Here is a 24,382-nt window from a genome sequence, read left to right on the forward strand (position 1 = left end):
CGATCCGGCCGACACCGGGCAATCGACTTCTGTGCAAGGCCGGTTCGATTCCATGGGCGAGCCGGCCAACGACGCCGACCCGCACCGAGCCATGGCGGCCGAGTCGGCGCCCGACCAGCCCGCGCCCGACCAGCCCGCGTCCGGCGTGGACCGGCCCGGCGCCGACCCATGGAGCACAGCCGACACACCGCAAACGCCCCCGGGGCGTGAGTTGTTCGGCGGGGTACCCGAAGCGGCCGGCGAGGTCGGAAGAATCGACGTGGCCGGATCGGTTGGGCTTGGGTCCCGGGGCGGGTCGGCGGCGGGCGAGGTCGGGGCGCCGCGCTCGGGGCAGGCTCCGTTCGGCTCGGCGGGTGGGTCACCCGGCGACGTCGGCGGCGACGCAGGTGGATGGATCGCGCTCGGGTCCGGAAGCGACTCGGCCGGCGAGGCCCACCGGACGCGCGAAGCCGAGCAGGCCGGCGCGGCGCACGAGGCCGACGACCCCACCGACGCGGGCTCCATCCGTCCTGCCGAACCGACACCACGGTGGCGGCGCGGCGGCCGAAAGGCTCCGGCGCGGCGCCGGCACAGTGCCGGGCCCTATGGCGGTGGGCTGCGGGCCGGGCGGGGGCTTTTGGTCGGGCTGTTTCGGGAGCGGCGGGGGGCGCTCGGGTGGGTTCTCGGGTGGTCGGTGGTGGAGGGCGTACCGGCCCTGTTGTCGGGGGCGTTGCTGGCCGCCGCGCTTGATCGGGGGTTCTTGGCCGGGCGGACCGGGGTCGGGTTCGTGTTGCTCGGGGTGCTCGCGCTGGCGATGTTGATTCGGGCCGCCGCGACCTACGCGATGTTTCCGCATCTCGCGGCGGTCGTGGAGCCGATTCGGGACACGTTGGTGCGGCGTGTGGTGTCGTCGGCGATGGTCGACGCGACCGCCGGGCGCCCCGGCGCGGACGCGGCGGTGGCCAGGCTGACCGAGCAGGTGGAGAGCGTCCGCAATCTGACCGCGTCGCTGCTGCGTACGCTGCGCCAGCTCGGTGTGACCATCGTCGCCGCGCTGTTCGGCATCGCGCTGCTCGCGCCCGCGTTGCTCCCGCTCGTACTGATCCCACTCGGCCTCGCCGCGTGGTTGTTCGTCCGCCTGCTGCCCCCGCTGGCCCGTCGCCGGCGCGCTCTCGTGCTGGCCGACGAGGAGATCGCCACCCGCACCGGCCGGGTCGTCGCCGGACTCCGGGACGTGGTGGCGTGCGGTGCACAGGACCGGGTCGTGGCCGAACTCGGCGCCGCCGCCGACGCCCAGGCGCGCGCGGCCGGGCTGCTCGCGCGCGCCTCCTCGGTACGCCTGCTCGTGGTCGCCCTCGGCGGCCAACTCCCCCTGCTCGCCGTGCTGATCGCGGCCCCATGGCTGGTCCGGCACGGCACGCTGAGCACCGGCGAGGTGGCCGGCGCCGCGCTGTACCTGGCCCAGCACCTCGAGCCCGCGGTACGCGCCGCGACCGCGACCGTCGGCGGCTGGTTCCTGGAGCTGCTCGTGGTCGCCGGCCGGCTCGCCCAGGCCGGCGCGGCGACCCCGGCCCCGGTACCGGCGCCCCGCCGCGCGCCCGCCCCCGATGGGGCCGGCGGTCTGGTTCTGGACCGGGTCGGCTTCGGCTACGGCCCGTTCGCCGAGCCGGTGGTACGCGACCTGTCGATGACCGTCACCGCCGGTTCGCACCTGGCCGTGGTCGGCCCGAGCGGCATCGGCAAGTCCACCCTCGCCGCCCTCCTGGCCGGCCTGCTCACCCCGGACCACGGCACCGTGCGGCTCGCCGACACCCCGCTCACCGCCTGGCCCGAGCCCGCCCTCCGGGCCGCCGTCGCGGTCGTCCCGCAGGAGGCGTACGTCTTCGCCGGCTCCGTACGCGAGAACCTGAGCTACCTCGCCCCGAACGCCACCCGCGCCGAACTCGACCGCGCCGTACGGCTGGTCGGCGCCGCCGAACTGGTCACCCGGCTCGGCGGCCCCGACGCGCCGATCACCGACCCGGGCGCGCTGTCGGCCGGCGAGCGCCAACTGATCGCGCTGGCCCGGACGTACCTCTCCCCCGCCCGCTTCGTGATCCTCGACGAGGCCACGTGCCATCTGGATCCGCCGACCGAGGCGCTCGCCGAGGCCGCGTTCGCGACCCGGGCGGGCGCCCTGGTGGTGATCGCACACCGGATCGACTCGGCCCGCCGGGCGGACCACATCCTGCTCATGGACGGCAACCGGCCGACCCTGGGCACCCACCACGAACTGCTCGCCGGTTCACCGCTGTACCGCGACCTGGTCGGCGCGTGGGAGCAACGACCGGCCGAACCGGCCGACTGGTTCGAGAAGCCCGCGCCGGACCGGGTCTGATACCTCCGGCGCTCCTGGCGCCCCTGGCACTCCGGGCACCTCTGATACCGACCCGTCCGCCCCCACCCGACCGCCTAACGCGACCGCCTCACGCGCCGTCCAGGATCTCCTTGAACCCGTACGGCTCGTGCGGCCCGAAGAACAGTTGCTCGACCACACCCACGCCGACCCGTCCCGCGCCGGTCAGTTCGGTCACCCGGATCACCTGCTGCTGGTGCTGCCGGTCGAACGCGAGCGGGTCCACCGTGGCCAACTCCCAGCTCTCGTAGCCGACTTTCAGCTCGCCCTGCCATACCGCGTGCCCCCACTCGGAGTGCAGATAGCCGAGCCCGGCGAGCAGCCCGCGCGTACCGACCGGCTCGATCCGGTACCCGAACGGCTCGCCCGCATCGTCCGTCATGTGGAACTCGCCGCCCGCGATCCGCCGGGTGCCGGGCACCCAGGTGAGCGCGTGGTGATGCGGCGTCAGTTTCGCGAACGCGGGCTCGTCCTCGGGGACCGGTACGGCCGCCGGATCGGGCAGTTCGCCGAGCGGCGTGGCGGCCACCCGTTTGCCGTCGACGTGGTACATGTGCCCGTCCGCGCGCTCGAACGAGGCCCACAGGCTGACCTCGTCCGCCCAGTGGATCGGCGTCCACAACCAGAGGAGCGGGTTGACCGGCTTGGGCGCGCCGGCCTCGCGCTCCCCGACCGGGCGCACGCCCCACGAGCGGTCCCGGGTGCCGAGTGTGGTCGCCGGGTCGATGGCCAGGACCCGGCCGCCCGGCAGGGTCACCGTGCCGGACCAGACGCCGAGTTGGGTCAATCGGGTCGAGTCCATGATCACGTGATGCCCGTTGCGGGTGGTGGTGCGTTCCTCCTCGATCGCGGCGGCGCGCGCGGTGAAGGTCAGGTCGCAGCCCAGGCCGTGCTCGTTCGGCTCGACGTATACCCGGAGCACCTTGAGCGGGGTGAGCACCTCGATGCCGACCGGACCGACGGTGAGGTCGAACCGGTCCAGCGGGGCCCGGCGGGACGCGTGCAGGCTGTGCTGGACGCCGTCCACGCTGATCGTGAAGTGCGCGTCGGCGACGAACCGGTTCGGGTAGAGCCCGTGCGAGAAGGCGAAGTAGAACGCGCCGTCGCGGTCGTAGCCGTTGAACCAGTAGCGGTCGTACGCGTTGCGGTCCGAGGTGGCGGGCGTGGCCACCGGTTCCGGGGTCTGGTGGATCGGGAAGTCGTCGGCGGAGGTCAGCACGGGGAGCCCTTCTCGATGCGGATGCGGGACGAGGGACGGCCCCTCGTGGCCGCGACACTCGACACGTGTCGACGGCGCGGGTGAAAGAGGCGGGACCGGGGACGATTCCGCCCGCCGGCCCCGCGCTCGTCGATCAGCCTGAACGAGTACGGATCAGCGCAGATTTATGCCGATCACCGCTAGTCGGCACCAATCCGCGCCAATAAGCGCAGATCGGTGCAGATCAGCACAGCTCAGCGCGGGTCGCGCTTGAGGAAGAGCAGGTCGTCGGCGGTGTAGCCGGCGCCCAGCTTCTTGTCCGCGTAGTGCGCCGAGAGCACCGAATCCAGCTCGTCCGGCGTGAAGGTGGCCTGCTTCGAGTCGAACTTGGCCTGGAGCGTGGGTCGTTCGATCACCGCGACGAAACCGCCGTGGACCACGAACGCCTGCCCGGTGACCTGCTCGGCGGCCGGGCTGGCCAGGTAGGCCACCAGCGGCGCGACATGCTCGGGCGCCAGCGGGTCCAGCTCACCCTCGGCGAGGTTGTTCGCGCTCTCCCCGAATACGTGCGTGGTCATGCTCGTGCGCGCCCGCGGGCAGATCACGTTGGCCCGTACGCCGTACTTGACCAGCGCATTCGCGGTGGACATGGTCAGGCCCACGATCGCCGACTTGGCCGCCGCGTAGTTGGGCTGCCCGGCGGAACCCGCCAGCCACGCCTCGGACGCGGTGTTGATCACCCGCGCGTACACCGCGCCGCCGGTCGCCTTGGACTTCTCCCGCCAGTACTTCGAGGCGTGGTGGGTGGTGTTGAAGTGGCCCTTGGCGTGTACCGCCAGGACCGAGTCCCACTCCTGCTCGGTCATCGAGAAGATCATCCGGTCGCGCAGGATGCCCGCGTTGTTGACCACGATGTCGATCGAGCCGAAGGTGTCGATCGCGAGTCGGATCAGCCCACCCGCCGCCTCGAAGTCGGAGACGTCGCCGCGGTGCGCGGCGGCCTTGCCGCCGGCCGCGACGATCTCGGCCACGACGTCGTCGGCCGGGTTGGGGCTGCCTTCGGGGGCGAAGTCGTTGATCACGACCGCCGCGCCCTGCTTCGCGAGTTCGAGGGCCTCGGCGCGGCCGAGGCCGCGGCCGGCGCCGGTGACTACGGCGACCTTGCCATCCAGCGACGTGGTCATGCGGATGCTCCCGTGGGGTCGAGGTTGTTTGTTGCGGTCGCGGGTTGGTCGGCTCGGGCATCGGTGTGCCCACCCGCCCACCCGTTATCTCGGGTGGGCGGGCTGCGGATTACGGCGCCGCCTGCTTGAGAGTTTTCAGAGGGTGACGATGGTGCGGATCGACTCGCCGCTCTTCATCAGGTCGAATGCGTCGTTGATGTCGGCGAGCGTGAGGCGGTGCGTGATCATCGCCTCCAGGTCGAGCCGACCGGCCCGCCACAGCTTGGTGATGCGGTCGTACTCGGAGACGATGTCGCCGCCGCCGTAGATGCTGCCGATGATCCGCTTCTGGTCGAAGAACAGCTCGAACATGTTGAACGAGACGTTGTCGTCCATCGCGCCCGCGCCGACGATGATCACGTCACCGCCGCGGCGGGTGAGTTCGTACGCGCTGCGCGCGGTGAACGACTTGCCGACCACCTCGAAGACGTAGTCGAAGCCCTGGCCGGCGGTCAGGTCGCGCTTGGCGTCGGCCGCCTGGTCCGGGGTGATCGCGTGCGTGGCGCCGAACTGCTTGGCCCACGCGTGCTTGGACTCGGCCGGGTCGATCGCCACGATCGCGGCGGCACCGGCCGCGCGCAGCCCCTGGATCACCGCGATGCCCACACCGCCGGCCCCGATCACCGCACAGGAGGCGCCGGGCTCGATCCGCGCGCTGTTGAACACCGCGCCGACGCCCGTGGTGACCCCGCAACCGATCAGCGCGGCGATCTCGTAGGGCACGTCGTCGGCGACCTTGACCGCGCACGGCGCGGCGACCACGACCTCCTGGGCGAAGGTGCCGGTGCCGGTGAAGCCGTACGACGGGGTGCCGCCGAAGGTGAAGTTCTGGTTGCCCGCGTTCATGAAGCCGGCCAGGCACAGGTTGGACTGGCCGCCGCGGCAGTAGTTGCAGGTGCCGCACGGCGGCGCCCAACAGATGATCACCCGGTCGCCGACCGCGACGGTGCTCACGCCGTCACCGACCTCGACCACCTCGCCGGCGCCCTCGTGGCCGGGTACGAACGGGGCGGGCTGGGGCAGGACACCGGTCATCGCGGACAGGTCCGAGTGGCACACGCCGGTCGCGTGCAGCTTGACCCGCACGCGCCCCGGGCCCATGCCCACGGCCTCGACGTCGTCACGGACATCGAGCTTGTCCTGGCCGGTCTCGTGCAGAACCGCTGCGCGCATGGGGGCTCCCTCGTCGTTCCTGAACCAATACTTGGCCCGGTCAAGAACTATAACTTGTTCTCGTTTTGACTCAAGACCAATGACACGGTCAAGGTATCCGCCCCCGCCACGAGACGAAAGACGTGGGCCTCCCCCAACGAAACCTCCCACCCGAACGTGACGGTCGAAACCAGGAGGGGGTGAGGACCGCCGGCGGACCGAATCGCCCGGCCCGGCCCGGCCCGACCGGCCATGTGCCCGGCGCGCAGAGACCCGCGCCGGGCACGTGACACGCCGTCAAGAGCTGCCGTCAAGAGCTGTATTCGACCACCGTGTCGGAGAGGACGGTGGCGTTGTCGCGTTCCACGGCCGAGGTGTTGATCAGGAGTTTGCCGTCCTCTTCCCAGACCCGGATCCGCATCGTCTCGCCCGGGAAGAAGATGCCCGCGAACTTGGTGCGGTAGCGCTTGACCCGGGACACGTCGCCGCCCAGGACGTGGTCCACGATCGCCTTCAGGGTCAGGCCGTACGAGCACAGGCCGTGCAGGATCGGGGTGTCGAAGCCGGCCGCCTTGGCGAAGTCCGGGTCGGCGTGCAGCGGGTTCCAGTCGCCGGACAGGCGGTACAGGAGCGCCTGGTCGGCACTGGTGGGCACGTCGATGGTGTGGTCGGCGGCCCGCTCCGGTACGTCGATGTTCGTCACCGGCCCGCGCTCGCCGCCGAAGCCGCCCTCACCGCGGACGAAGATCTCCGCGCGCGAGTCGTACAGCCTGGTGCCGTCCTCGAGTTCGGCCGAGGACTCCAGCACGATCACCGCGGCCTTGCCCTTGTCGTAGACGTCCGCGACCCGGCTGGTCGCCTTGACGCCCTTGGCCTTGGCGGGCAGCGGGTTGTGTACGACGATCTCCTGCCCGCCGTGCAGCACCGCGCGCAGGTTGATGTCGATCCCGGGCAGCGCGGAGAGGCTGCCGCCGACCTTGGTGCCGGCCACGGTGGCGAACGTGGGCAGCACGTGCAGGTTCTTCTCGTACGTGTAGCGCAGTTCGTCCGCGTCGATGGCGGGTGTCCCGGCCCCCAGGCCCAGGTGGTAGAGGATCACGTCCTTGTTCGACCAGGCGATCTCACCCGTACGGGGCTCGGCTCCGGTGGCCTTCGCGACATCGATCGGCATGACGTCTCCTCCTGCTGCTAGGACTGCTGGGACTACGGTTCGGAACTGGCGGGCGCCGCGCTCGCCTCGACGACTTCGCGCCTCGACGACTTCGCGCCTCTGCGACTTCGCGACTCTGCGACTCGGCGACTCGGCGACCCTGCGGCAACCTTGGCAAAACTAGAACTCGTTCTTTTTATCTGCAATGATCGACCATTCGCCCGGCCGACGCCAGGGCATACGTCACCACGGGAGCCGTCATGACCGCCGCCGCCCCGGAACCCGCGGACGCCCCCGAGCCACCGCCGCCCGTGCCGGACGACGTGTTGCGCGAGTTGCGCCGGACCTGGACGCCGCGACCGGAGCCGGAAAGCGCCGGACGCGCGGCCCGACATCGCCTGGCCGAGGCGACCCGCCGCCTGATCGAGGCGGTGAAGTCGGTCGACCCCGAAGGCGCCGAGGGCACGCTGGAAAGCGTAGCTGACGATGTATCAGATTTGGCCGACCGGATCGCCGCGCTGGCCCGAGTGGGCGAGCGCACACCGACCTCCCGCGACCTGGCACTGCACGAGCGCGGCCCGCTGGTGGGCGCCGCCAACCCGCTCGCGCCGCCGATGCAGATCACCGGGGACGGGCCGCTGGTGCGTGCGCACGTGACGTTCGGCGCGGCGTACGAGGGGCCGTACGGGCGCGTACACGGGGGCTACGTGGCGGCGGCGTTCGACGAGGTGATGGGCTGCGCCCAGTCCGGCGCGGGGGCACTCGGGATGACCGGGTGGCTGACGGTGCGGCTGCGGCGCGCAACGCCGCTGTACACGCGCGTCGACTACGAGGCGGGCGTCACCCGGGTCGAGGGGCGCAAGGCGTGGGTCACCGCCCGGTCGTACGCGGAGGGGGTCCTGGTCGCGGAGGCGGAGGCGTTGTTCATCCGCGCGGCGCGAACGTGACCCGGCGTCGGGAGCGGACTCCTCTGGTCCACCGCCCCCGACGCCGGGTTGTTCAGCGATCGGCGGCGACTACTTGAGCGCGATCCGGTCGAAGAGGATCAGGCCGTCCTCGAACAGGGCCAGGCCGTCGACCTTGGCGTTCTTCCCCTGGACCGCCGCCGCGAACGACTTCTCGTAGGCGAAGAACGGGACGTCCTTGACGATCTCGGCCTGCACGGTCTGGTACGCGGTCTTGCGCACCGCCGGGTCGTCGGTGTTGCGGGCGTCGTCGAGCGCCTTGTCCACGACGGGGTTGTTCCACTTGGTGCGGTTCTCCGACCCCTTGGAGTGGGTGAAGTTGTACAGCACCGGCTCCGGTTCGTCGAAGGTGATCACGAACTCCGAGGCCTGGAAGTCGTTGTTGATCATCACCTTCTGGATGTACGCCGCGCCCTCGAGGAACTCGGTCTTCATCGTGATGTTCTTCATCGCGCTGATCTGGGTGAGCCAGTACTCGGCGGTGAGCCGCGCGCTGGCGCTGCTGTTCGTGGTGTAGGTGAAGCTCAGCGGCTTGCCCTCGGCGGCCAGCTCGTCGAGCAACTTCTGCGCCTCGGCCCGGTTGTTGGTCGCGTAGACCGCGTCCGGGTTCGCGAACGGCGACGCGGGCTGGAACAGGCCCTTGAGGGTCTGGCTCGGCGAGCCCTGGATCGTCTGGTTGCGGTCGTCCGGGTTCATGATCAACGCGAACGCGCGGCGTGCGCGCGGGTCGTTGAACGGCGGCTTGGACGTGTCGAACATGGTCATGAAGCCGCCGCTCTTGGGATCGAGCGTGACCGTCATGCCGTCCTTCCTGGCCTGCTCGGTCGACGGGAAGTGCGCCGTCGTCATCAGCTGGGCCTGACCCGAGGACAGCGCGGCCAGGCGCTGCTTCTGGTCCATCACCGGCTTGAAGATCAGCTCCTTGAGGGCTGGCTTGCCCTGGCCCCAGTAGGAGGCGTTCCGCTCCAGGGTGAGCTGCGAGTCGCGCATCCACGACTTGAGCTTGAACGGGCCCGCGCCGACCGGCTTTTGCGCGAACAGCTTGGGGTCGGCCCGGATCGCGGTCGGCGAACCGATGAACGCGAGGTTGTGCGCGACGACCAGATCGAAGTGGGCGTTCGGCGCGGGCAGCGTGACCTTGACGGTCTGCCCGTCGACGGCCTCGAACTTCATCCCCTTGACCGCGGTGTACTGCACCGACCGGTTCGCCGGGTCGGCGTGCCGCTCCCAGTTGAACTTGACCGCCTCGGCGTCCAGGGCGGTGCCGTCGGAGAACTTCACGTTGGGCTTGAGCTTGATCGTCCAGACCGAGTTGCCCTCGACGGCGGTCGCGCTCTCGGCGATCTGCGGTTCGGCCTTGCCGGTCTTGGGGTTGATCCAGAAGAGCATGTCGAACACGGCCGCGGCCTGGTTGCCGCCGGTGAGGGAGGACACCGTGGTCATGATCGGGTCGATGCCCTTGGCCTCCTGGGTGATGAGCACCGTCATCGAGCCGGAGGCTCCGCTGCCGGAGTCGTCACCACCACCGCACGCGGTGGCGCCGAGCGTCAGGCCGACGAGGCCCGCGACCACACCGGAGCGGCGCAGCAGGCGGGTTTTGAGGGGTGTGGAGTTCACGGTTCGCACGGGACGCTCCTGCGTTCGGGAAGCACAAGGCACGCCGTCCCGGGAGCGGGGTGGCGTTTCCTTGATCCAGACGTGGATGTACGGCCAAGGTAGGGAGATATCTGACGCCCCGTCAAATAACAATTCCGCACCGTCCGTGACGGTACCGCACCCCCAACCCCCAAAATCAACCAGCCAAAGTGACACTCCGTCAGGAACCCCGCACCGGGGGGTGGGGGGTGGTTGCCACCCGGGTCGGCTTTGCTGGTTCACGGTTGGGGGGCGGTGGGCGGCTTGGCGTCGTGGCGTTGGGCTGGTGCGGTGCGGCCCTGGGTCCGTTCGGCGGGGCCGGGTCGTGGCGGGTGGCCGCCGTCTCGTCGTTGCACGTCCCCTCCGGGGCCGGGGTTTTGCTTGGTGCTCCGCATCCGTTGTTGCCCGTCCACTACGTGGCCGTCACTGCCCTGGACGGCTTCCCTGGCTCGTGGTCGGGGGCCGTTGTCCGCTTGGCGTGGTGCGGTTGGGCTGTTGGCGGTGTGGCCCTGGGTCCGTTCGGCGGGGCCGGGTCGTGGGGGTGGCCGCGGTCTCGTCGTTGCTCGTCCCCTCCGGGGCCGGGGTCTTTGCTTGGTGCTTCGCATCCGTTGTTGCCCGTCCACTACGTGGCCGTTACCACCCGGGTCGGCATCCCCCGACTCGCGGTCGGGAGCCGTTGTCCCGGCGGCGGCCCCCAGCGACCGGTGGCCATGCCGCGTCTCGCAGCCCCTCACGGCACCCGCCCTCTCCTCGGGACCGAAAACGGATCCCGACGAGACTCCCAAGGCTCGAGACGAAGCGCGACCTGCGGTTTTACCCGGCGCCCCGGTCTGCGCGGGCCGGCGAGTGCGGGTTTCGTGCTCCCCGAGCCGAAACCGAGGCACGACAAGGCAGAAAAGGCCCCACCCCGAAGGAGAACCGAGCACCGGAGACACACCCCGCCCGCCCAAGAACTCGAGCCGGCGCTCCACGTGCACACCGCAACACCCGCCACCCAACCCCAGCAAGGCCAAAACGCCTGCGCAGCGGCCGAACCCCCCGACGCCCCACGGACAACGGCCCCCGACCACGAGCCAGGGAAGCCGTCCAGGGTGGTAACGGCCACGTAGTGGACGGGCAACAACGGATGCGGAGCACCAAGCAAAACCCCGGCCCCGGAGGGGACGTGCAACGACGAGACGGTGGCAGCCGCCACGACCCGGCCCCGCCGAACCGACCCAGGGCCACCACGGCACCAGCCCAACACCACGACGCCAAGCGGCCAACCACCCCCGACCGCGAGCCAGGGAAGCCGACCGGGGCAGTGACGGCCACGTAGTGGACGGGCAACAACGGATGCGAAGCACCAAGCAAAACCCGGCCCCGGAGGGGACGAGCAACGACGAGACGGTGACAGCCGCCACGACCCGGCCCCGCCGACCCGACCCAGGGCCACCACGGCACCAGCCCAACCCCACGACGCCAAGCGGCCAACCGCCCCCGACCACGAGCCAGGGAAGCTGCCCCGGGCAGTGACGGCCACGTAGTGGACGGGCAACAACAGATGCGAAGCACCAAGCAAAGACCCCGGCCCCGGAGGGGACGTGCAACGACGAGACGACGGCAGCCGAGCCCAAGTCGGCCGAGCCGGACGGGACAAGCAGTCCCCGAAGCAGGCCCACAAACCCGGATCGGCCCAGCCGTACTGGACAGCACCGGCCACGTAGCGGACGGGCAGCACGGGCGCGGAGCGGCCCACAGCGCAGCAACACAGCATCACCCCGCCCCAGGCCGCACATCAGCTCCGCGCCCACGACCCGATTGCTCCGCCCCACCCCACACAGGGCCAGACCTGCGCTCCCCGTCCGGCTCCCACCGGCTCGGCGCTCCGCTCGGATTCCGCGTGCGTGCCGCAGATCAGCGGGCAGCGCGCTCGATGAGGCGGACCCAGGCGGCCGGGTCGAGGGTGATGACCGGGGAGTCGGCGACCTTGCTGTCCCTCACTCCGACAGTGGCTCCCAGAACGGCAACCTCGACGCAGTTTTCTCCTCCGCTGTGGGTGCTGGCCGTCCATCGCTTGCGAGCATCCATGACGTCTCCAGTGTGGCCGGCGCGTTCTACAGGGCGGGCCCGCGCGACCGGGTTGAAGGTAATCACCGGGAGTTGGTGACCTTGCCGCCCCTTACCCGGACGGCCGCGCTCGGAGATGCGGACTCGACGCGTGAGCCGTCACCTCGACCGCCGTGCATAGGGCGCGCCTCCGCTCGTCGATGCGTTCGGGCGTCGCCTGAGAGGACAGCGCCATCATCGACAGACGCTCGAAGGCCGTTTGAAAGAACATCACCTCGTCAGGGCTTTCCACCAGTAGAGAGTCGGTCAGTTGTTCCAGCCAAGCGACCGTCCGACCGGGCGAAACTTCCAGGAGCAGGCACGGTGAGGGCAGGACGAACGCCGCGTCGAGCGGGAGAACCTGAACGGACACCTGGGGGTGCTGCGACGTCAGCATCAGGAGGTGCTCCATCTGGCCACCCAATACGGCGAGTCCCCCGATCGGCTGGTAGAGCGCGGCCTCCGAGATGACGAACGAGGCGGGCCGGCCTGACCACAACAGCCGTTCCGAACGCTGCATTCTGATCCGCATGCGCTCGTACGCAACCGCGCTCCGGACCGTCGGCAACCGCATCTGGATCGCCGAAAGCGCATAGGCGGGTGACTGGAGTAGGCCGGGAATCATCAGCGTTTCGTAGCATCGCAGCGAGATCGCCTGCTGCTCCAGTGGGAGAAGCCGATTCAGCCGCTCCGGGACGTTGCGGGGGCCGTCCGCCTCTCCCTGCCCGAGAGCAGCGACAGTCGATGGGGCCACCGCCGGGGGCCGGACCGAACCCAGGTCGTACGGTGCCTGGAAGCCGAGGGCCTCCATCGGTTGTCCGAACATTGCAACGAGCACGCGACGCGCGCCGGGTGAGGCCACGGCGGGTGGGCCGACTCCCATCGACGCACCTGGCGCGGCGAGACGGAGGTCTTGATCCCCAACTCGCGGGCCGCCTGTTCGTATGCCTCGGCAAACATCTCCTGCGAGTACCACTTGCGTTGATGGCGTGCGGAGATGAACGCCGGATTGCCCGGCCTGTGCAAGTGCTTCACGGCGGCCCCAAGGTGGTCACCAACCACACGTTAACGAACCTGATCGACGCATTTGGCCGGTTCACGCTATCTCTACTCGTTGCGGGCGACGTCGGGGTCATGGACGAAGCGCCTTGAGCGTCAAGTCGACCAAGCTGTCCGCGTATTCGTCGGTCAACGGCCCGGAGCGGAGTAGCCAGCGTTGGTACAGGGGGGCGTAGAGGAGTTCGAGGGCCAGGTCGAGGTCCAGGTCGGGGGCGATTTGGCCGGCTCGTTGGGCGCTGCGTAGGCGTTCCTTCTTGGCCTCGTCGACGGGCGCGGCCATCTTTTCGTGGTAGAGCCTGGCGAGCTTCGGGTCGTTGATGATCTCGGCGTTGAGGGCGCGGACCGGGGCCTCGAACTCGGGGTTGGCGAACTCGGCGACGGTCTCGCGCATCAGGAACTTCAGGTCGGTCTCCAGGTCACCCGTATCGGGGAGCACGATCCCCTCCCCCGGGTCGCTCAGCGCCAGGAACGCCTCGAAGACGACCTCGCCCTTCGAGCCCCACCAGCGGTAGATGGTCTGTTTGCCGACACCCGCGCGGGCCGCGATGGCCTCGATCGTGAGCTTGGCAAAGCCGAGTTCGGAGACCAACTCCCGGGCGGCGGTGAGGATCGCGCGACGGGACTGCTCGCTGCGGCGGGACGGGTCGGGCTTGGCGGCGGTGCGGTCGGTGGTCATGCGGCCAGTCTAGCCGATCCGCGAGACGATACGTCTCGTATTGACATCGGAGCCCGAAGCGTGCATCCTGGATTTACCACGAGACGAACCGTCTCGTCTCATCATGAAATCCCGACCGGCGCCCTCCGCCGGCTACCGAGCGAGGTGAGCCCGATGTCCGCCGAGCCGTCCATCAAGCCGTCCATCAAGCCGTCCACCGAGCCGCGCACCATCCGACACACGCTGATCGACCCCACCGATGCCGACAGCTACGTCCACCACGTCCATCACATCCATGCCGACGCCGAGGAGCCCATCACCATGACCACCTCCCCCTCCACCGCCACTGCCACCGCACCCACCACTGCCCCCGTCACCACCCCCACCACCCCCGTCGATCGTGAGCCTCGGGTCTGGTTCATCACCGGAGCCTCCCGGGGGCTTGGGCGGGCCTTTGCCGAAGCGGCGCTCGGGGTGGGTGATCGGGTCGTCGGGGCGGCGCGGGATGTCGTGCCGTTGGCCGAGCTCGTCGCCAAGCACCGTGGCCGCTTCCTGGCCCTGCCGCTCGATGTGACCGATCGCGGTGCGGTGTTTCGCGGTGTGGATCGCGCCGTCGCCGCGTTCGGCCGGCTCGACATCGTCGTCAACAACGCCGGCGCCGCCCTGATCGGCATGGTCGAGGAGGTGACGGAGAAGCAGGCCCGGGCGCACTTCGACGTCAACTTCTTCGGCGCACTGTGGGTGAGTCAGGCCGTACTTCCGCACCTGCGCAGGCAACGTTCGGGGCACATCGTCCAGATCGGTTCGATGGGCTCGGCCGTCGGCTTCGCGTCCACCGGTCTCTACAGCGCAGGCAAGGCCGCCCTCGACTCGATCACCGGCGCCATGGCGATGGAGGCGGCGGCGTTCGGGGTGCACGTGACTCTGGTCCAGCCCGGTGGTTACGAGACGACACTGTTCACCAACGGCCTGACGCTGACCGCCGAGAACAGGGCCTACGCACCGCTCCGTGCCGAACTGGCCGCGATGTGGGCCGATTCGAAGGACGCCGATCCGGCCAAGGCCGCCGCCGTGCTGCTTCGAGTGGTCGAGCCGGCCGAACCGCCCCGGCGGATCATCCTGGGCGGAGTGGCCTACGACATGGTCGCGGACCTGGACCGAGCCCGCCGAGAGGAGTACGAGCGATGGGAGGCCCTGAGCCGCGAAGGCGACTGACGACCCGGGGCGCGACGAGCGGGCGTCGCACACGATCCACTCATTCGAAATCCACTGGTTCGGAATTGGCTCCTGACGGCAAGCCACTTCGCCAGTACCGTCGGCAGCATGGGTTCAGAACGTCGCGGTTTGATCCTGGGCATGGCGGCCTACCTCATGTGGGGCCTCTTCCCGCTCTACTGGCCGCACCTCAAGCCGGCCGGTGCGGTCGAGGTCCTGGCGCATCGCATGGTCTGGTCGCTGCTGTGCATGATCGTCCTGCTCGCCGCCCTCCGACAGTGGTCGTGGATCCGCGAACTGCTGCGCACACCCGGCAAGTTGATCTCGGTCACGCTGGCCGCGGTGATGATCTCGATCAACTGGGGCACGTATATCTACGGCGTCAACCACGACCAGGTCGTGGAGACCTCACTCGGCTACTTCATCACCCCTCTGGTACTGATCGGCATCGGCGTCGTGGTGCTCGGCGAGCGGCTGCGGCGGGTCCAGTGGGCGGCCGTCGCGATGGGGGTCGCGGCGGTGGTGGTGCTGATCGTCGCGTACGGCCGGGTGCCCTGGATCGCCCTGACCCTGGCCTCGTCGTTCGCGACCTACGGCTACATCAAGAAGCGGATGAACCTGCCCGCCACCCACTCGATGGCGGCCGAGACGGCCGTGCTGTTCCTGCCCGCGCTGGGCTATCTGACCTGGTTGGCCTGGACCGGCGACGGCACGTTCGGGCACGAGGGGACCCCGCATGCACTGATGCTGACGACCACGGGCCTGATCACCGTGGTCCCGATGTTGTGCTTCGCGGTCGCCGCGAACAGCGTGCCGCTGAGCACGATCGGCATGCTGCAATACCTGGCACCGGTGATCCAGTTCGGCATCGGGGTCGCGGTCTACCACGAGCCGATGCCCGGTGCGCGGTGGGCGGGCTTCGGTCTGGTGTGGATGGCGCTGGCGATCCTGACCTACGACGCGATCCGCCAGTCGCGACGCAATCGGGGCGTCGTACCGCCGGCCGCGCCCGGGTCCGGGTCCGCGCCCGGGTCCGAGGACACCGTCGAGGCGGCCGAGCCCCGCGCGGTTCCGATCACCGTCGTGCCCGAGCGAGAGGCGGCTCAGTGAGCGTCGAACAGTTGCGACTGGCGGTCTACCGAGGCTTCGCCGACACCGGACGAGCACCGTCGAACGCCGAGTTGGCCGCGACGTTGGGAGTGTCGGAACTCACCGTCCGTGCCGGGCTGTGGGCCCTGCACGAGCAGCGGCACATCGTGTTGCGCGACGACGCGATCGTGCTGGCGCATCCGTTCAGCTCGGTTCCGCTGGGTTTCTCGGTGATGGGCCGTCGGACCCTCTGGTGGGGCGGTTGCGCGTGGGATTCCTTCGCGCTGCCGCATCTGGTCGGCGAGGAGGTCCTGGTGGCCACCCGGTGTCCGGGCTGTGACCGGGCACTCGCGTGGAACGTGGGCACCGAACAGCCGCCGAAGGGCGACGAGGTGGCGCACTTCCTGGTCCCGATCACGATGTTGTGGGACGACGTGGTGCACGCGTGCGGAAATCAGCGACTGTTCTGCGACGAGGGCTGCGTGGACGCCTGGTTGGCCCACACCGGCCAACAACGCGGCTACGTCCTCGACCTGGCCACGCTGTGGCGCCTGGCCGAACACTGGTACGAGGGCCGCCTCCACCGGGGCTACGAACGCCGCGACCCGACCACGGCGGCAGCGTACTTCGCGTCGGTCGGCCTCAAGGGCAGCTTCTGGGGCCTCTAGCCCTCCTAGCCCCCAGTCCCCCAGCCCCCCAGCCCCAGTTCCCAGTTCCCAATCCCAGCCTCTAGCCTCAAGGAGGTCGAAACCGGCGGCAGCCCCCCGGTCTTGACGATGCGTCAGCGCATCGTCAGGCCGGTCGTCGCCGGCCGGCGCCGGCCAGCACCCGCCGTCGCCCGCCGTCGCCCGCCGTCAAGCCCCGCGAGGGCGGCCGGCAGCATGGCCGCATGGATGTGCTCTCCCACCTCGCCTCGTTCGCTCTGGTCGCCGGGCTGCTGACGGTCGTTCCGGGGCCGGATACCGCGATCGTGCTGCGGGCGGCGCTGGTGCGGGGTAACCGGCACGGGTTCGCCACCGCACTCGGCATAGGGTCCGGGACGCTGGTCTGGGGTGCCGCCGCGGCGGCCGGTGTCTCGGCGGTGCTGACCACCTCGCGGGTCGCCTATACGAGCCTGCGGATCGTCGGCGCCTGCTATCTGTTGTGGCTCGCCTACGGGCTGCTCCGCGCCGCGTGGGTCAACCGATACACCGATGCCGACGTCCCCTCGGCGGCCGGTGCCGAGTCCGCGCGCGGTTTGTGGTCGGCGTGGGGACGCGGCGTGCTCACGTCGTTGACCAACCCGAAGGTCGGCGTCTTCTACATGGCGATGATCCCGCAGTTCATCCCGTCCGGTGTGCCGCATCTCGCCTTCGGCATACTGCTCGCGCTCGTCCACGACATCGAGGGCATGGTGTGGTTCGCGGTGATCATCCTCGGCGCGAACACCCTGCGTACGAAGTTGCGCATGCCCCGCGTCCGCCGCACGCTCGACGCCTCCACCGGCACCCTCATCGGCGCCTTCGGCATCGGCCTCGCCGCATCCGACAAATGATCAACTCCTCGCGTGATCAACTCCCCGCGCCGACCCCGGCTTCCGCCACCGGCTCCGTCACCCACGTCCGTCACCGATCGAGCAACCCAAGAATGTGCGCCCGTCCCCGATCGCCGAAGGCCGCCTCCAAGGACTTGCGGTCGGCCTCGGTGAACAACCGATACGGGCCCTCCCTGCCGGCGCGCCACCACAGCGGGTCGGGGTCGGTGTACCAGGCCTGGCGGACCAGGACTCTGGTGAGGATCTTGTTCGTGCTGGTTTGGGGTAGCGCCGCGGCAATCCGGATGTAGCGCGGATGCCAGGCCCCGGACAGGTCGGCTTGGCCGGCCAACCAGTCGGCGAAGCCCGTCGGGTCGAAGGTCGTGCCCTCGCGCAGCACGAGGGCCGCCATCGCCTGATCGCCCGCCGCCTCGTCGGGCACGCCGTAGACCGTGGCGAGCGCGATGTCCGGGTGCCGGGACAGGATCCGGGTGATCGGGGTCGCGCCGAAGTTCTCGCCGCCGACGCGCAACCATTCGCCGCTGCGGCCGGCGAAGAAGACCAGGCCGTCCTCGGTCCGGAAGGCCAGGTCGCCGCTCCAGTACCAGCCCTCGCGCATCCGTTGCGCGGTCGCCGCCGGGTTGTTGTAGTAGCCCTCGAAGGATCCCGCGCCGCCGACGTTGACCAGTTCGCCGACCGCCGCCTCGACGTTGGTGAGCCGGCCCGCCGCGTCGAAGACCGCCGGCGGGCACTCCGCACGCGTGTCCGGGTTCAGGATCCGGATCTCGCCGTTGGGCCGCCCCAGCGCGCCCGCCGGCATGTCCGGGACCGGTACGAACGACAGCCCGCCCTCGGTCGAGCCGAACCCGTCCCGCACCGTGCAGCCGAACCGCCGGGCGAACCGCTCAACGTCCTGCGGCCCGCCCTCGTTGCCGAACACGCGCGTGAGCGGGTTGTCCGCGTCGTCCGGGTGCTCCGGCGTGGCCAGGATGTACGACAGCGGCTTGCCCACGTAGTTCGCGTAGGTGACCCCGAACCGCCGTACGTCCGGCAGGAAGCCGGACGCGGAGAACCGCCGGCGCAGCACCAGTTCGGCCCCGGCGGCGACGGCCGGTGCCCAGCACGTGATGATCGCGTTGGAGTGGAACAGCGGCATCGCGCAATACGCCACATCCGCACCGGTCAGCCGCTCCATCGCGACCACACTCGCCCCCTGCGCAGCGATCTTGCCCTGCGAGCAGATCACCGCCTTGGGATGCCCCGTGGTCCCGGACGTCAGGATCAGCATGAAGGTGTCCTCGACCCTCGGCCGCCCATCCGCCTCGGGCCGCTGCTGCTCGCCCGCCCCGGGCCGCCCATCCACCCCCGGCCGCTCGCCCACCGCCGACGGCTCGTCCTCCTCCACCGCCGGCCGCTCGCCCGCCCCCGGCAACTCGGCCCCCTCGTACCGCGCCAGCGCCGCAGCCCACTCCGGATCGTCCACGCACAACAGTCGCTCCGCCGGGAAGTCCGGCGCGGCGGTGCGCAACTGCGCCAGGTGTACCGCGTCGGTGATCACCAGCGAGCAGTCCGTGTGGTCGATGTCGCGGGCCAGTTCGGCACCGACCCGGGTCGGATTGAGCCCGACGATCACCGCCCCCGACAGCGCCGCCGCGCCCAGCAGCAGCGGAAACTCCGGGACGTTCTCCAGCATCACCCCGACGTGCCACGGCCGCCCCGCCGGCCGCAGCGCACGCAGCAGCGCCGCCCGCCGGGCCGACTCGGCCACCACCTCGGCCCAGGACCACACGCGGTCCTCGGCGCGCAGCCCAACCCCCGGGTCGGCCGCCCGCGCGCGCAGCAGTTCGTCCAGGGTGGTGCTCCAACGTCCCGACACGGCACGGCTCCTGACGGACAGACACACGTACATGGCACGATCAAGCTTCCGCTGCGCAACCTAACCCGGGTGCGCGCGGATCGGAAGACGGGCCAAGATCGATACCGGACCGGAATCGGACCGGTCGTGGCCTCGCTTGCCCGCACGTGACGCGTCGGACAGATTGAAGCCGTACGCATCGGGGGAGGCAGGCATGGACATGAGTATGGATTCGGGCATACCAGGCAGAATTCGCAGCGCACTTTTTCTTGATTTTGACAATATTTACAGCGGGCTGCGGGAGACGGACCGCGCCTCGGCGGAGATTTTCGCCCGCAAGCCGTCCCAGTGGTTGGAGTGGTTGGAGAACGAGGCGATCGAGCGTGGTCTGCGCCGCTCGTTGCTCGTGCGCAACTGTTACCTCAACCCGGTCATGCACGACCGCTACCGGGCCTTCTTCACACGTTCGGCGTTTCGCGTCATCGACTGCCCGCCGCTGACCGGCCGGGGCAAGAACAGCGCGGACATCCACATGGTGATGGACGTATTGGACACGCTCCAGCACTCGACCAGGTTCGACGAGGTGATCATCATGAGCGCCGACGCGGACTTCACGCCCGTCCTGCTGCGGCTGCGCAGTCACGACCGACGCACCATGGTGATCGCCAGCGGTCCGGCCGCCCAGGCCTATGTGGCCGCCGGCGATGTGGTGATCAGCGACCAGGAGTTCATCGAACGGGCACTGCGCGACGAGATCGACGTGGCGCCGGCCGACGAGGGGGTGCGCGAGCAGGTGATGGCGCACGTACGGACCCAACTCGGCGGCTCCGACGAGCCGATCGTGCTCGCCACGCTGGCCCATTCCGTACTCCAGCAGGTCGGCCGCGAACAGGTCACCCGCACCCGCTGGGGCGGCGCGGCCACCTTCTCGTCCCTGCTCGAACTGATGCTGGAGCAGGGCGCCGACGAAAAGTTGCTGATCAGCCGGGTCCCACCCGGATACATCTACGACCGCACCCGACATCAACCCCCCTCCGCCCGCCCCAACGGTCAGGGCCGGATGGACCACGTACGCGAGCCGGTCCGTGATCTGATCGACCGGGTGGCCACGGTCACCGGTGCGCCCAGGTTGGCCCCGGAGGAATACCACGTGCTGTTCGAGGAACTGCACGCCGAGGTCAGCGAGAACGGCTTCCAGGGCAACCAGACCTCCGGCGCGGTCCGCGACCGCTGCGCCGAGCGTATGCAGACCATCGCCCGCAAGGCCATCGCGTTCGTCACCACCGGCCTGGTCTATTCCGGCTACTGGTCCTCCACGGCACACCCGGTGGCCTCCGCCGACGACCTGGCCGCCGCGTTCCTGCGCAACGTGGAAACCCTGTGCGCCAACGCCCGCCTCTACCTCAGCGAATCCGAACGCACCCTGCTGGCCGAGTGGTTGTCCGGCCCCACCTCGGCCCCCCGCCCGACCCCCGGCCCCCTCACCATCGTCCCCGGCCCGGGCGGCGCCTGACCCGCACCCGACGGGCGGCGTAGGGCATGTCTGCAAACCCCAGGCACGCCGCCCGTCGGGACCGATCGCTCGGATCGGATGTGACTGAATGATCGGGTCGGACGGGACCGATCGCTCGGATCAGAACTGACCCCTGCGGTACAACCCCACCACCGCCGCGCCGCCCAGGCCGATGTTGTGGGTCAGCCCGACCTTGGCATCGGAAACCTGGCGGGCGTCCGCCAGACCGCGCAGCTGCCAGCTGATCTCGGCGGCCTGGGCCAGCCCGGTGGCGCCCAGCGGGTGGCCCTTGGAGATCAGCCCGCCGGACGGGTTGACCACCCAACGGCCCCCGTACGTGGTGGCGCCCTCGGCGACCAGCTTGCCGCCCTCCCCCTCGCCGCACATGCCCAGCGCCTCGTAGGTGAGGATCTCGTTGATCGAGAAGCAGTCGTGCAGCTCGATCACGTCGACGTCCTCGATGCCGAGCCCGGACTGCTCGAAGACCTGGCGACCGGCCGCCGCCGACATCGGCTTGCCGACCACGTCGATGCAGCTGTTCGAAGCGAAGCTCGCCTCGGTGTCGGTGGTCATCGACTGGGCCAGGATCTCGATCGCCTGGTCCTCCAGGCCGTGTTCGCGCACGAAGCGCTCACTGACCACGAGCGCGGCGGCGGCCCCGTCCGAGGTGGGCGAGCACTGCAACCGGGTGAGCGGGGCGTGGATCTCCTTGGCGCCGAGCACCTCGTCCAACGAGTACTCGACCTGGAACTGCGCGTACGGGTTGTGCACCGAGTGCCGGTGGTTCTTGACCCCCACGTGCGCGATCTGCTCGGCGGTGGTGCCGTAGCGGTCCATGTGTTCGCGCGCCGCATTGCCGAAGATCTGCGCGGTCGGCGGCGCGGTCATCGAGAACCCGTACGCGTCGCCCATGATCTTGTAGTGCCGCGCCACCGGCGAGGTGGAGAAGTCGCCCTCGCCGCCCCCGCCGAGCGAGCCGCGCTTCATCTTCTCGAAGCCGATCGCCAGCACGCAGTCGTTCAGCCCGCCCGCGACGAACTGACGGGCCATCATCAACGCCGACGAGCCGGTCGCGCAGTTGTTGTTCACGTTGTAGACCGGCACCCCGGTCAGCCCCAGCTCGTACACCGCACGCTGCCCGGCCGTGGACGCCTGGAAGCAATAACCGACCGGCGCCTGCTCGACCTTGTCGTAGCCGACGCCCGCGTCCGCCAGCGCCTTGCCGCCCGCCTCCTCGACCATGTCCCAGTACTGCCAGTCCCGGCTCTCCGGCTTCTCGAACTTGGTCATGCCGACGCCGACGATGAACGCCTTTTGTGCCATGGGTGAGCTCCCCAGTAAGTGAATGAAGCAGGAAACGGATCCGGATCCGGGAACGAGAACGAGAACGAGAACGGGAACGGGAACGGGAACGGGAACGGGAACGGGAACGGGAACGGATCCGCGAACGGGAACGGGAACGGATTGCTTCGCTTACTTCTCCACCGGCTGCGGATCCCGAGGCAGGCCGAGGATACGTTCGCCGACCACGTTGAGCTGGACCTGCGTGGTGCCGCCCGCGATGGTCAGGCAGCGGCTCATCAGGAAGCCGAACGCCGCCTTCTGCCCCTCGCCCTCGTCCACCGCGCCCAGCGGGCCGAGCAGTTCCAGGGACAGCTCCGACTCGCGCTGCTGATGCGGCGTACCGACCAACTTGCGCACCGACGCGCCGGCGCCCGGTTCCAGACCGGACAACCGGGCCAGCGTGGTGCGCAGTTCGATCAGCGCGAGCGAGGACGCCTCGGCCACCAGGGCGCCGAGCCGCTCGCGGAAGCCGCCGTCCACGAACTCCCCCGCCGGCCCGTTCACCGCCGCGACCAGGTTCGCGATGCCCGCGCCGAACGAGCTGCCCGCGCCCATGTGCACCCGCTCGTTGCCGAGCGTGTTGCGGGCCACCTGCCAGCCCTCGTCGACCCGGCCGACCACCATCTCGTCCGGTACGAAGAGGTCTTCGAGGAAGATCTCGTTGAACATCGCCAGGCCGCTGATCTCCTTGAGCGGCCGGATGTCCAGACCGGCCGCGGCCATGTCCACGATGAAGTAGGTCAGCCCCTCGTGCTTGGGCTTGTCCGGCGAGGTACGCGCGAGCAGGATGCCCCACTGCGACTCGCGGGCCCGCGAGGTCCACACCTTCTGGCCGTTGATCAGCCAGCCGCCCTCGGTCCTGGTCGCGCGCGTGGCGATCGCTGCCAGGTCCGAGCCCGCGCCCGGCTCGGAGAACAGCTGGCACCACTGGATCTCGCCGCGCAGCGTCGGCGGCGCGAACCGCTCCTGTTGTGCCTCGGTGCCGTAGGCGATCAGTGACGGGATCACCCAGTTGCCCATCGTGATGTCGGGCAGCCGTACGCCGAGCGCCTTCATCTCCTGCTGGATCACCAACTGCTCGACCGGACCGGCCCCGATGCCGTACGGCTTGGGCAGGTACGGCGCGGCGTAGCCCAGCGGGGCCAGCCGGGCGCGCTGCTCGGCGCCGGACTCGCCGGCCACCTCGGCCAGGATCGCCCGCGCGGTATCCCGCAGGCCCTCCGCCTCGGCGGGCAGGTCGAGCACCAGCTCGCGACGCGCGCCCGCGCTCGCCAGCTCGGTCACCCGCAGCCGCCAGAACGCGGCGGGCCCGGCGTACTGACGCAGGGTCAGGCCGCGCCGCAGGTAGATGTGCGCGTCGTGCTCCCAGGTGAAGCCGATGCCGCCGAGGATCTGTACGCAGTCCTTGGTCGTGGTGAAGGCCGCCTCGATCGCGTAGGTCGCGGCGATGGCGGCGGTCAACGACCGGGTCGGCGCGTCCGAGCCCGCGTCGAGCGCACGCGCCGCGTCCCAGGTGACCGCGCGCGACTGCTCGACCCGGACCAGCATGTCCGCGCACAGGTGCTTGATCGCCTGGAATTGGCCGATCGGGCGGCCGAACTGCTCGCGTACCTTGGCGTATTCCGTCGCGGTGGTCAGCGCCCACGCGGCCACCCCGCAGGCCTCGGCGGACAGCAGTACGGCGGCGTGGTCGCGGACCAGCTCCGCATCCACGCCGGCCAGTACGCGGCCGGCCGGGACCAGTGTGTCGAGGGTGATCTCGGCGCTGCGCCGAGTGGGGTCCACGCTCTTGAGTGCCCGAGCCGTCACCTGTGCCGCGTCCACCACGACGAACACCTGCGTGCCATCCGCGCGCCGCGCGCCGAGCACCAGCACATCGGCGAGCGCGCCGCCCAGGATCGGCGTGGCCACGCCGCTCACGCGCAGGCCGCCGGCCGCCTCCTCGGCCGCCACCAGCGTGCCCGGCGTGCTCGCGACGGCGCCGATCAGCGTGCCGTCGACCAGGCCGGGGAGCAGTTCCTTGGCCGCTTCGCCGCCGTCGGCCTGGAGCAGTGCCGAGGCGAGCACCGTCGGCAGGTACGGACCGGGCAGCATGCCCTGGCCGGCTTGCTCGAGCGCGACGGCGGTCTCCACCAGGCCGTAGCCGGCGCCGCCGAACTCCTCCGCGACGTGCATGCCGAGCAGGCCCTGCTCGGCGAGACCGGCCCAGTGGGCCGGCCGCTCCTCGCCGTCCGCCTCCAGCACCCGGCGTACCTCCGTGATGGGTGCAACACGTTGCACCCATCCGCGTACCGATTCCGCCAGGGAGCGATGCTCCTCCGTGATGCCGATGGCCATATCGCGCCTTCCTTGAT

18 protein-coding genes are annotated in these 24,382 nt (G+C 70.1%); 7 read left to right on the top strand and 11 right to left on the bottom strand.

From position 1 onward, the window contains the following. Positions 1-676 precede the first annotated feature (676 nt). A complete protein-coding gene (locus ABIA38_RS10360; protein WP_424638222.1) occupies positions 677-2,356 on the top strand; it encodes an ATP-binding cassette domain-containing protein in 1,680 nt (559 codons plus the stop codon). A gap of 88 nt (positions 2,357-2,444) precedes the next feature. Here the strand turns inward: ABIA38_RS10360 and ABIA38_RS10365 are convergent, their stop codons facing one another. The 4 genes from ABIA38_RS10365 to ABIA38_RS10380 all read right to left on the bottom strand — a co-directional run bounded on the left by ABIA38_RS10365 (position 2,445) and on the right by ABIA38_RS10380 (position 7,118). Next, positions 2,445-3,593, bottom strand: coding sequence for a hypothetical protein (locus tag ABIA38_RS10365; protein WP_424638223.1), 1,149 nt, complete (start codon positions 3,591-3,593; stop codon positions 2,445-2,447). 233 nt (positions 3,594-3,826) lie between these two features. Then, the gene (locus ABIA38_RS10370) at positions 3,827-4,756 is read right to left on the bottom strand and encodes a 3-oxoacyl-ACP reductase (protein WP_424638224.1); all 930 of its coding nucleotides are present in this window, start codon (positions 4,754-4,756) and stop codon (positions 3,827-3,829) included. Between the two features lie 135 nt (positions 4,757-4,891). Then, positions 4,892-5,968, bottom strand: coding sequence for a Zn-dependent alcohol dehydrogenase (locus ABIA38_RS10375; protein WP_424638225.1), 1,077 nt, complete (start codon positions 5,966-5,968; stop codon positions 4,892-4,894). A 289-nt stretch (positions 5,969-6,257) separates the two neighbouring features. Further along, positions 6,258-7,118, bottom strand: a complete 861-nt coding sequence (locus ABIA38_RS10380) for a MaoC/PaaZ C-terminal domain-containing protein (RefSeq protein WP_424638226.1) — start codon at positions 7,116-7,118, stop codon at positions 6,258-6,260. 239 nt (positions 7,119-7,357) lie between these two features. Between ABIA38_RS10380 and ABIA38_RS10385 the strand changes: the two genes are divergently transcribed. Next, on the top strand, positions 7,358-8,044 hold the full coding sequence (locus ABIA38_RS10385; RefSeq protein WP_424638227.1) for a PaaI family thioesterase: 687 nt from the start codon (positions 7,358-7,360) through the stop codon (positions 8,042-8,044). A 69-nt stretch (positions 8,045-8,113) separates the two neighbouring features. Here the strand turns inward: ABIA38_RS10385 and ABIA38_RS10390 are convergent, their stop codons facing one another. The 4 genes from ABIA38_RS10390 to ABIA38_RS10405 form a co-directional block, all read right to left on the bottom strand. Continuing rightward, positions 8,114-9,679 (bottom strand): ABC transporter substrate-binding protein, encoded by a 1,566-nt coding sequence (locus ABIA38_RS10390; protein WP_424638228.1) that lies wholly within the window; start codon positions 9,677-9,679, stop codon positions 8,114-8,116. A 1,914-nt stretch (positions 9,680-11,593) separates the two neighbouring features. After that, positions 11,594-11,833 (bottom strand): DUF397 domain-containing protein, encoded by a 240-nt coding sequence (locus tag ABIA38_RS10395; protein ID WP_424638229.1) that lies wholly within the window; start codon positions 11,831-11,833, stop codon positions 11,594-11,596. Positions 11,834-11,858: 25 nt separating this feature from the next. After that, complete coding sequence (locus ABIA38_RS10400; RefSeq protein ID WP_424638230.1) at positions 11,859-12,596, bottom strand: DUF5753 domain-containing protein; 738 nt, start codon at positions 12,594-12,596, stop codon at positions 11,859-11,861. A gap of 321 nt (positions 12,597-12,917) precedes the next feature. Then, positions 12,918-13,520: a TetR/AcrR family transcriptional regulator gene (locus ABIA38_RS10405; protein ID WP_424638231.1), complete on the bottom strand. Its 603-nt coding sequence runs from the start codon at positions 13,518-13,520 to the stop codon at positions 12,918-12,920. A 153-nt stretch (positions 13,521-13,673) separates the two neighbouring features. Between ABIA38_RS10405 and ABIA38_RS10410 the strand changes: the two genes are divergently transcribed. From ABIA38_RS10410 to ABIA38_RS10425, 4 genes are all read left to right on the top strand, one after another. Beyond that, complete coding sequence (locus ABIA38_RS10410) at positions 13,674-14,714, top strand: SDR family NAD(P)-dependent oxidoreductase (protein ID WP_424638232.1); 1,041 nt, start codon at positions 13,674-13,676, stop codon at positions 14,712-14,714. A 108-nt stretch (positions 14,715-14,822) separates the two neighbouring features. Next, positions 14,823-15,824, top strand: a complete 1,002-nt coding sequence (rarD, locus tag ABIA38_RS10415; RefSeq protein WP_424638233.1) for an EamA family transporter RarD — start codon at positions 14,823-14,825, stop codon at positions 15,822-15,824. Further along, the gene (gene merB / locus ABIA38_RS10420; RefSeq protein ID WP_424638234.1) at positions 15,821-16,471 is read left to right on the top strand and encodes an organomercurial lyase; all 651 of its coding nucleotides are present in this window, start codon (positions 15,821-15,823) and stop codon (positions 16,469-16,471) included. Before rarD ends, merB begins: the two co-directional genes overlap by 4 nt. Before the next feature lie 221 nt (positions 16,472-16,692). Continuing rightward, on the top strand, positions 16,693-17,337 hold the full coding sequence (locus ABIA38_RS10425; protein WP_424638235.1) for a LysE family translocator: 645 nt from the start codon (positions 16,693-16,695) through the stop codon (positions 17,335-17,337). 70 nt (positions 17,338-17,407) lie between these two features. Here ABIA38_RS10425 and ABIA38_RS10430 read toward each other — a convergent pair whose 3' ends face one another. Then, positions 17,408-19,192 carry an AMP-binding protein gene (locus ABIA38_RS10430; RefSeq protein ID WP_424638236.1) on the bottom strand — a complete coding sequence of 595 codons (1,785 nt, stop codon included), beginning with the start codon at positions 19,190-19,192 and terminating at the stop codon, positions 17,408-17,410. 193 nt (positions 19,193-19,385) lie between these two features. Here ABIA38_RS10430 and ABIA38_RS10435 point away from each other — a divergent pair, with 193 nt between their 5' ends. Then, positions 19,386-20,684, top strand: a complete 1,299-nt coding sequence (locus ABIA38_RS10435; protein ID WP_424638237.1) for an NYN domain-containing protein — start codon at positions 19,386-19,388, stop codon at positions 20,682-20,684. A gap of 120 nt (positions 20,685-20,804) precedes the next feature. On the opposite strand, the gene ABIA38_RS10440 is transcribed toward ABIA38_RS10435, so the two are convergent. Both ABIA38_RS10440 and ABIA38_RS10445 read right to left on the bottom strand, forming a co-directional pair. After that, positions 20,805-22,007, bottom strand: coding sequence for a lipid-transfer protein (locus ABIA38_RS10440; RefSeq protein ID WP_424638238.1), 1,203 nt, complete (start codon positions 22,005-22,007; stop codon positions 20,805-20,807). A 150-nt stretch (positions 22,008-22,157) separates the two neighbouring features. Beyond that, positions 22,158-24,365 carry an acyl-CoA dehydrogenase gene (locus ABIA38_RS10445; RefSeq protein WP_424638239.1) on the bottom strand — a complete coding sequence of 736 codons (2,208 nt, stop codon included), beginning with the start codon at positions 24,363-24,365 and terminating at the stop codon, positions 22,158-22,160. Between the last annotated feature and the right edge of the window lie 17 nt (positions 24,366-24,382).

It is taken from the genome of Embleya sp. AB8 (assembly GCF_049739465.1).
Taxonomy (GTDB): Bacteria; Actinomycetota; Actinomycetes; order Streptomycetales; family Streptomycetaceae; genus Embleya.

What these genes read in the sequence shown, in the direction of transcription:
- ABIA38_RS10370 (WP_424638224.1), bottom strand. Translation starts at nt 4,756, where the DNA reads ATGACCACGTCGCTGGATGGCAAGGTCGCCGTAGTCACCGGCGCCGGC.
- ABIA38_RS10375 (WP_424638225.1), bottom strand. Translation starts at nt 5,968, where the DNA reads ATGCGCGCAGCGGTTCTGCACGAGACCGGCCAGGACAAGCTCGATGTC.
- ABIA38_RS10380 (WP_424638226.1), bottom strand. Translation starts at nt 7,118, where the DNA reads ATGCCGATCGATGTCGCGAAGGCCACCGGAGCCGAGCCCCGTACGGGT.
- ABIA38_RS10385 (WP_424638227.1), top strand. Translation starts at nt 7,358, where the DNA reads ATGACCGCCGCCGCCCCGGAACCCGCGGACGCCCCCGAGCCACCGCCG.
- ABIA38_RS10400 (WP_424638230.1), bottom strand. Translation starts at nt 12,596, where the DNA reads ATGGAGGCCCTCGGCTTCCAGGCACCGTACGACCTGGGTTCGGTCCGG.
- ABIA38_RS10405 (WP_424638231.1), bottom strand. Translation starts at nt 13,520, where the DNA reads ATGACCACCGACCGCACCGCCGCCAAGCCCGACCCGTCCCGCCGCAGC.
- ABIA38_RS10410 (WP_424638232.1), top strand. Translation starts at nt 13,674, where the DNA reads ATGTCCGCCGAGCCGTCCATCAAGCCGTCCATCAAGCCGTCCACCGAG.
- rarD (WP_424638233.1), top strand. Translation starts at nt 14,823, where the DNA reads ATGGGTTCAGAACGTCGCGGTTTGATCCTGGGCATGGCGGCCTACCTC.
- ABIA38_RS10425 (WP_424638235.1), top strand. Translation starts at nt 16,693, where the DNA reads ATGGATGTGCTCTCCCACCTCGCCTCGTTCGCTCTGGTCGCCGGGCTG.
- ABIA38_RS10435 (WP_424638237.1), top strand. Translation starts at nt 19,386, where the DNA reads ATGGACATGAGTATGGATTCGGGCATACCAGGCAGAATTCGCAGCGCA.
- ABIA38_RS10440 (WP_424638238.1), bottom strand. Translation starts at nt 22,007, where the DNA reads ATGGCACAAAAGGCGTTCATCGTCGGCGTCGGCATGACCAAGTTCGAG.
- ABIA38_RS10445 (WP_424638239.1), bottom strand. Translation starts at nt 24,365, where the DNA reads ATGGCCATCGGCATCACGGAGGAGCATCGCTCCCTGGCGGAATCGGTA.